This window comes from Streptomyces sp. NPDC004542 (genome assembly GCF_040610035.1).
Classification (GTDB): domain Bacteria; phylum Actinomycetota; class Actinomycetes; order Streptomycetales; family Streptomycetaceae; genus Streptomyces.
Window position 1 is genome coordinate 1 of record NZ_JBEXLP010000170.1, and the last position, 6,353, is coordinate 6,353.

The 6,353-nt window shown below is 72.2% G+C and carries 7 protein-coding genes and 1 pseudogene; 2 read left to right on the forward strand and 6 right to left on the reverse strand.

Annotation, left to right across the window (positions count from 1 at the left end):
- Positions 1-225: 225 nt before the first annotated feature.
- From ABZX30_RS37505 to ABZX30_RS37515, 3 genes are read right to left on the reverse strand one after another with little or no spacing between them, the layout of a single operon-like run.
- A complete protein-coding gene (locus ABZX30_RS37505) occupies positions 226-1,026 on the reverse strand; it encodes a phosphatase PAP2 family protein (protein ID WP_355942756.1) in 801 nt (266 codons plus the stop codon).
- Entirely contained in the window at positions 1,027-1,980 is a 954-nt protein-coding gene (locus ABZX30_RS37510; protein ID WP_355942758.1) for a YihY/virulence factor BrkB family protein, read from the reverse strand.
- Complete coding sequence (locus ABZX30_RS37515; protein WP_355942761.1) at positions 1,981-3,762, reverse strand: diacylglycerol kinase family protein; 1,782 nt, start codon at positions 3,760-3,762, stop codon at positions 1,981-1,983.
- Positions 3,763-3,969: 207 nt separating this feature from the next.
- Between ABZX30_RS37515 and ABZX30_RS37520 the strand changes: the two genes are divergently transcribed.
- Positions 3,970-5,178 carry a phospholipase D-like domain-containing protein gene (locus tag ABZX30_RS37520; protein ID WP_355942764.1) on the forward strand — a complete coding sequence of 403 codons (1,209 nt, stop codon included), beginning with the start codon at positions 3,970-3,972 and terminating at the stop codon, positions 5,176-5,178.
- Between the two features lie 81 nt (positions 5,179-5,259).
- On the opposite strand, the pseudogene ABZX30_RS37525 reads toward ABZX30_RS37520, so the two are convergent.
- Together ABZX30_RS37525 and ABZX30_RS37530 are read right to left on the reverse strand one after the other, a co-directional pair.
- Positions 5,260-5,523, reverse strand: a pseudogene (locus ABZX30_RS37525) (transposase); the annotation flags it as partial.
- A gap of 141 nt (positions 5,524-5,664) precedes the next feature.
- On the reverse strand, positions 5,665-5,835 hold the full coding sequence (locus tag ABZX30_RS37530; protein WP_029382409.1) for a hypothetical protein: 171 nt from the start codon (positions 5,833-5,835) through the stop codon (positions 5,665-5,667).
- Positions 5,836-5,974: 139 nt separating this feature from the next.
- On the opposite strand from ABZX30_RS37530, the gene ABZX30_RS37535 reads away from it, so the two are divergent.
- Positions 5,975-6,148, forward strand: a complete 174-nt coding sequence (locus tag ABZX30_RS37535; protein WP_355942767.1) for a CsbD family protein — start codon at positions 5,975-5,977, stop codon at positions 6,146-6,148.
- A gap of 104 nt (positions 6,149-6,252) precedes the next feature.
- Here ABZX30_RS37535 and ABZX30_RS37540 read toward each other — a convergent pair.
- The coding region (locus tag ABZX30_RS37540) for a sigma factor-like helix-turn-helix DNA-binding protein (protein ID WP_355942770.1) at positions 6,253-6,353 on the reverse strand (101 nt) is incomplete at its 5' end.

A 6,353-nucleotide genomic window follows, 5' to 3' on the forward strand; every position in this document is an offset into this window, starting at 1 on the left:
GTCCTTCGGCGCCACCCGGGAAGGATCCGCGATCTCCGGCACGCCCACCACCTGCCCAGCAGTCCCCACGGCCGTCGTCACCCTCATCCGCCCCTCCCCGTCGATCGAGCTCGATCCGGTCGGTTCACCCTGACCGGTGAACAGCCGCTTACCCCGACTCGCTGCGTACATACCTGCACTTCCGGGGGACGGCCCCGAACGGATGCACGTCGGTGCGAGCGATTGTCAGCGGACTCTTGGACCGGGTTCGGGGGTGGCCTCGGTGAGCTCGGGCTCCAGTCCCCGGCTCACCGGGGTGCGGCGCCGCCCGGCGTCGGCGCGCCATGCCTCGAAGGCCCAGGTGGTGAGGGCGACGACGGCCAGGCCCAGGAGCCAGCCGCCCAGGACGTCGCTGAACCAGTGCACGCCGAGGGCGACCCTGGTGAAGCCGACCCCGAGTACGGAGAACACGGCGACGCACCAGCAGGCGATCCGCCAGGCCCGTGGCAGGAGGGGCGCCAGGACCAGCATGAGGACGGCGAAGGACGTGGTCGCCGTCATCGCGTGGCCGGACGGGAAGGAGTAGCCCGGGGCGTGCGCCACCGGGTCGTTCAGCGCGGGCCGGGCCCGCTCCACCACGGTCTTGGCCAGCAGCCCGATCAGCCCCCCGGCCACGGCGGTCACCGCCGCCCAGGCCGCCAGCCGCCAGGCCCGGCGGTACAGGAGCCACCCGGTCAGCACCGCGACGGCCGCGCGCAGCGTCACGGGGTCCCAGATCCGGTCGGACAGCAGGTGCAGCGCGGCCGTCCACTCCCGGTGGCCCAGGGCGTACCGGTGCAGGTCCCGCGCGGCGGAGGCGTCCAGGCGCGCCAGGGGCCGCCACTGGCCCTCGACCAGGGTCAGGAGCAGCCCGAAGGCGACCGCGGCCACGGCGGCGACGCCGGCGGCGCCCAGCAGCCGCGCGCCGTACCTGCGGTCGGCCTGCCGGCGGCGCTCACGGCGTTCACGACGGTCACGAAGGTTCCGCAGGGCGGTCAGGTGGCGCATTCAGACTCCGGGATCGGGTTGGACCGGGCCGGGCCGGCGGCCGCGTGCCGCTTCCAGCTGCGCGGCGAAGGCCAGCCCGAGGAAGAGGGCGACGGAGGTCAGGTAGGCCCACAGCAGCAGGGACATGAAGGCGCTCAGCGGGCCGTAGACGGTGTCGAACGAGCCGCTGAGGTCGAGGTAGAGGCTGAGCAGCCAGGTCAGCGTCATCCACAGCACCAGGTAGACGGCCGCGCCGAAGGCCAGCCAGGTGTAGCCCGGCTGGTCGCGGCGGGGCGAGCGGCGGAAGACGACGCTCGCGGAGAGGAGCGCGAGCAGCAGCCCGAAGGGCCAGCGCAGGATGTCCCAGGCGGTCCGGGCGCTGCTGTCGAGGTGGTAGACGGTCACCGCCGCCGAGGCGAGGTCGTCGCCGGCCACCATGACGACGAACCCGAGGCCGAGCGGGAGGCCCGCGCTGACCGACATCAGCAGGCCGCGCAGGTACTTGAGGTGGAAGGGGCGGTCGCGTTCGTTGCCGTAGATCCGGTTGGCGCCCCGCTCGATCTGGCACATGGCGGTGGTCACGTTGACCAGGGAGAAGGCGGCGCCGAACCAGAGGGCGACGGCGGCGCCGTCACCGGCCTTGCGCCGGCTGCGGTCGAGGGCGTCGTCGACGACGTCGGCGCTGGGCCCCTGGGCGATCCGGTGGATGGTCAGTTCGGCCAGTCTGCCCACGTTCTCGGTGTGCAGGGTGGTCGACAGGCCGACGAAGGCGATGGCCAGCGGGATGACCGCGAGGACGGTCTGCAGGGCGAGGGCCCGGGAGTGGCTGAAGCCGTCGGCGTACCGGAAGCGGACGAAGGCGTCCCGCAGCAGGGACCAGCCGCCGTAGCGGCGCAGTGCCGCCCATGCCTCGTCGCCGGAGAGTTCCTCTCCGCTCATGTCCCGTGTCTCGGGGACCTTCGTGGCGGTACCCATTCACTTCTCCCGTGCCGGAAGGAGCACGGTCAGCGCCCCGGGCCTGACCTCCGCGGTCAGGCGCCGGCCGGTGGTCACCGGGTCGCCGTCCAGCTCGCGTGGCTGCGGGGTGTCGAAGGTGAACTCCGCCCGCCGGAAGGTGAAGAACTCCACGGGTGCGCCGCCCTCGGCGCCGTCGTCGCCTTGGCCGCCGTCGCCGGCTTCCGGGGCGCGGGGGGCGGGCACGGCCGGCGACGGTGACGGGGCCGCGCCGCGGCGCAGCAGCGTCCGCAGGGCGGCCAGCCAGCCGCCGATACCGCGTGGGTCCAGGATGAGCAGGTCCAGCCGTCCGTCGTCGGGCCGGGCGCCGGGCAGCAGGGTCACGCCGCCCTGCACGGTGCCGATGTTGCCGACCAGCACCATGCGGGCCGTCCGGCGCAGGGCGGGCGCGCCGTCGAGCCGGACGCTCACCCCGGTGCGGGGGGTGCGGAGCTCGCGGAGGACGGCGAGGACGTAGGTGGGCCAGCCGAGGACGGCCTTGGCGCGGTCGTTGGCGTTGGCCCGCCGCATGGTCGCGGCGTCGAGGCCGGCGCCGGACATGGCGGCGAAGTGGGTGGCGGCCAGACCGTCGCCCTCGATACGGCCGAGGTCGACGCGGTGGGGCGTGCCGCGCAGCGCGGCGTCGAGGGCGTCGGCCGGTGCCGTCGGCAGGCCGAGGTTGCGGGCCAGGAGGTTGCCGGTTCCGCAGGGCACCAGGGCGAGCGGTACGTCACTGCCCGCCAGGGCGTCGGCGGCGGCGCGGAGCGTGCCGTCGCCGCCGCAGACGACCACGAGTGTCGCGCCGTCGCGGACGGCTTCGGCCGTCTGGCCGCCGCCCGGGTCCTCGGCGGTCGTCTCGATGAACGCCGGTGCGAGGTGGCCGTGGTGTTCCAGGACCCGGCGCAGGGCGTCGCGGCCGGCCGGGTCGGTGACCGTGGGGTTGAAGATCACGGCGGTGCGGCCGGGGACCTTGTGCGGTCGGCCGGGTGCGGGGGCGGGGGCGGAGGCCGGCGGAGCGGTCACCGCCGCGTCGGCGAGCAGTGCGCGCCCCGCGATCAGCAGCGACAGGCATCCGTTGACGAGGCCGCCCATGACGTCGGTGGGATGGTGCATGCCCCGGTAGAGGCGGGCGACGCCCACCATGAGGGGGATGACGCAGAGCAGACAGGCCACGACGGTCCGCCACGGTCCGCGCAGCCGGGACAGCGCCAGCACCGCCAGGCCGCCGTAGATCGCGGTGGCCGCGCCGGTGTGACCGGAGGTGTAGCTGGACGTCGGCAGGGAGCCGTCGAGGCGGTGCACCTCGGGGCGGTGACGGTCGACCGCGAAGGTGATGACCAGGAAGACCAGCGACTGCAGGGACACGGCGACGGCGAGGAAGACGGCCTGCCGCCACATCGGCAGCCGGGGTATCAGGATCAGCCCCAGGCAGCTCGCCAGGGTGACGCCGATCACCGTCCCGGTGTTGCCGGCCTCCGACGCGATCGAGGACAGCGTAGTCAGGGTGCCGGTGCGCATGCGTACGAACGCCTCGTTCACCCTGTCCTCGGCCGTCAGCGGCCACAGGGTACGGGCGGGGCCGGTGATGAGCAGCCCGATGCCCACCATGAGGGTCGCCTGACAGACCGTCAGCGCCGCGATCCAGCGGGCGGACCAGCCGAGGCCGCGCGGCATCGTGCCGGGGCCGCGCCCGGCGGTTCCGGCTCCGGCGCCGTCTCGTTCGCCGGGCAGCTCTGCGGGTCTTTCCGGCACGGCAGTCGACATGGACACCCCTCTGGTTCAGCGTTCGGCGACGGCGGGTGCCGGAGGCTGTCCTCCCCCGGCACACCGCCGTATGCCCGCTCGGGCGGCGAACAGACAGGGCGTCCGGGCCGATGCGCGGGAGTGAGGCGGTGGCTGCCGGGCATCTGGTCTCTGGGCTCGTCCGACGGGCCGCACCGCTTCGTCCTCTTGTCCCTACGGGAGATTCGCGTGATCCTCGACGGCGTACCGGCACCCGTTGCCCGTGGTACCGAACCTGACGCGGAGGCCCGCAAGCAGCGCCTGCGCCGCCGTCTGGAGCGGCTGATCGGCGTGGCCGCCACCGAGGGCAACGAGCTCGTCCGGCTGCGCAACGGCGACGAGATCTTCCCCGCGATGCTCGGCGCGATCCGGTCGGCCCGGCACACGATCGACATGATGACGTTCGTCTACTGGCGGGGGCAGATCGCCCGCGATTTCGCGGGCGCGCTCGCCGACCGCGCCCGTGCGGGGGTGCGGGTACGGCTGCTGCTCGACGGGTTCGGCGCCAAGGAGATCGAGCGGGACCTGCTGGACCTCATGGACGATGCCGGTGTGCAGGTGGCTTGGTTCCGCAAGCCCGTCTGGCTGTCGCCGTTCAAGCAGAACCACCGCTGCCACCGCAAGGCCCTCGTCATCGACGAAGACACCGCGTTCACCGGTGGCGTGGGCATAGCGGCGGAATGGTGCGGCGACGCCCGCGGCCCGGGCGAGTGGCGGGACACCCACGTGCAGGTGCGCGGCCCGGCCGTGGACGGCGTCGCCGCCGCGTTCGCGCAGAACTGGGCCGAGTGCCACGACGAGCTCTTCGACGACCGCGACCGCTTCACCGGGCACCGCCAGGCCGGCTCGTCGGTCGTCCAGGTGGTGCGCGGCTCCGCGAGCATCGGCTGGCAGGACATGCAGACCCTCATCCGGGTCATGCTCACCTCCGCCGAGGAACGCTTCCGCCTCGCCACCGCCTACTTCGCCCCCGACACCTACTTCGTCGACCTGCTGTGCCGGACCGCCCGGCGCGGCGTGCGCGTGGAGATCCTGCTTCCCGGCCCGCACACCGACCAGCGCGCCTGCCAGCTCGCCGGCCAGCACCACTACACACGCCTGCTGGAGGCGGGGGTGCACATCCGGCAGTACCAGCCGACGATGATGCACGCCAAGGTCATCACGGTCGACTCGGTCGCCGCCCTCATCGGGTCCACCAACTTCAACCGCCGGTCCATGGACCACGACGAGGAGGTCATGCTCGCCGTCCTGGACGAGGAGTTCACCGCCGAGCTCGACCGTGACTACGAGGCGGACCTGGAGCACAGCGTGGCCATCGACCTCGCCCGGTGGAAGCGGCGGGCGGTGCTCCAGCGGGCCAAGGAAGCCGCCGTCACGCCGATCCGGCGCTTCCTGTGAGCGGACGGGCGTCCCGGCCAGGCCCTGCCGGGACGCCCGCGGCCGCCGGCGGCGCCCGGAGCGGGACGCTGCCGGCGACCTGTCGATCCTGGCCCGCACCGCCTCGGCGGCCTGCCGGTCGGTCAGGCCTTCGACGAACTGCAACACCGGCACCGGCACGAGCCGCCCCGGTGACCAGGCGGGCTTGCCCCGCACCGGGAACAGCTCTGCGAACTCCTCATCGGTGAACAGCGGCCCCAACTCGTCACGGACCCGGATCGCCAGACTCCCCTTCCCGAACGCGGCCCGCGCCACCCGCTTCGTCTCCGCCGGGATCTCACCCGATCCCTTCCGCTGCATCGACATCCGCACCCACCCCATACGAAAACGTCGGCCTTCAAGACCACAACCGGGTCTTGAAGGCCGACGTCACGCGAGGGCCCGAATCAACCAACGGCGTCGTCGATTCGGCCGGGCCCCGCGATGAAGGCGCTTGGTGCGGTCAGGTCACCATCGGTACCAGCGTCCCCGGCCACCACCGGCGGTGGTGGAACGCATGACGAAACCGAGAAGCCACAGCACCAGGACGGCGACGGCGACCCACCAGAGAATCTTGACGGCGAATCCGGCACCGAAGAGGATCAGAGCAAGAAGCAGAACGAGCAGCAAGGGAACCATGTTTATCAACCTCCTGCACTCGCTTCTGCCCTGCAATTCCACCGTCATTCCACAATGACGCTTTGTTTGTGAAGGTAATGCCGGGGAACCAGTAGTTCACCGAAACAGCGGAAAACGAACTGTACGGAGGTGTTCTTCCATGACCGCAGGTGAGAAGGCCAAGGCGAAGACCGAGCAGGCCGAGGGCAAGGCCAAGGAAGCCCTGGGAAGCGCCATCGGAAATGACCGTATGGCCGCCGAGGGGCAGGCCCAGAAGAGCACGGGTGATGCCCGCGAGGCCAAGGAGAAGACCAAGGACGCCTTCAAGCACTGACCCGTTCCGCGCCATTCGAAAAAGGGCCTGCCCGGTGCTGACCGGGCAGGCCCTTTTTCGAATTCCGATGGGGTCCGGGAACGCCGTGGCGGCGTCCCCGTCCGTCAGGCGGTGCTGAGCATGCCCGCGCGCAGCCGGTTCAGCAGGCGGGAGATCAGCCGGGAGACATGCATCTGGGAGACACCCAGCCGCTCACCGATCTGCG

Coding starts and splice junctions, on each gene's coding strand:
- ABZX30_RS37505 (WP_355942756.1), bottom strand. CDS start 1,026: ATGCGCCACCTGACCGCCCTGCGGAACCTTCGTGACCGTCGTGAACGC.
- ABZX30_RS37510 (WP_355942758.1), bottom strand. CDS start 1,980: ATGGGTACCGCCACGAAGGTCCCCGAGACACGGGACATGAGCGGAGAG.
- ABZX30_RS37515 (WP_355942761.1), bottom strand. CDS start 3,762: ATGTCGACTGCCGTGCCGGAAAGACCCGCAGAGCTGCCCGGCGAACGA.
- ABZX30_RS37530 (WP_029382409.1), bottom strand. CDS start 5,835: ATGGTTCCCTTGCTGCTCGTTCTGCTTCTTGCTCTGATCCTCTTCGGT.
- ABZX30_RS37535 (WP_355942767.1), top strand. CDS start 5,975: ATGACCGCAGGTGAGAAGGCCAAGGCGAAGACCGAGCAGGCCGAGGGC.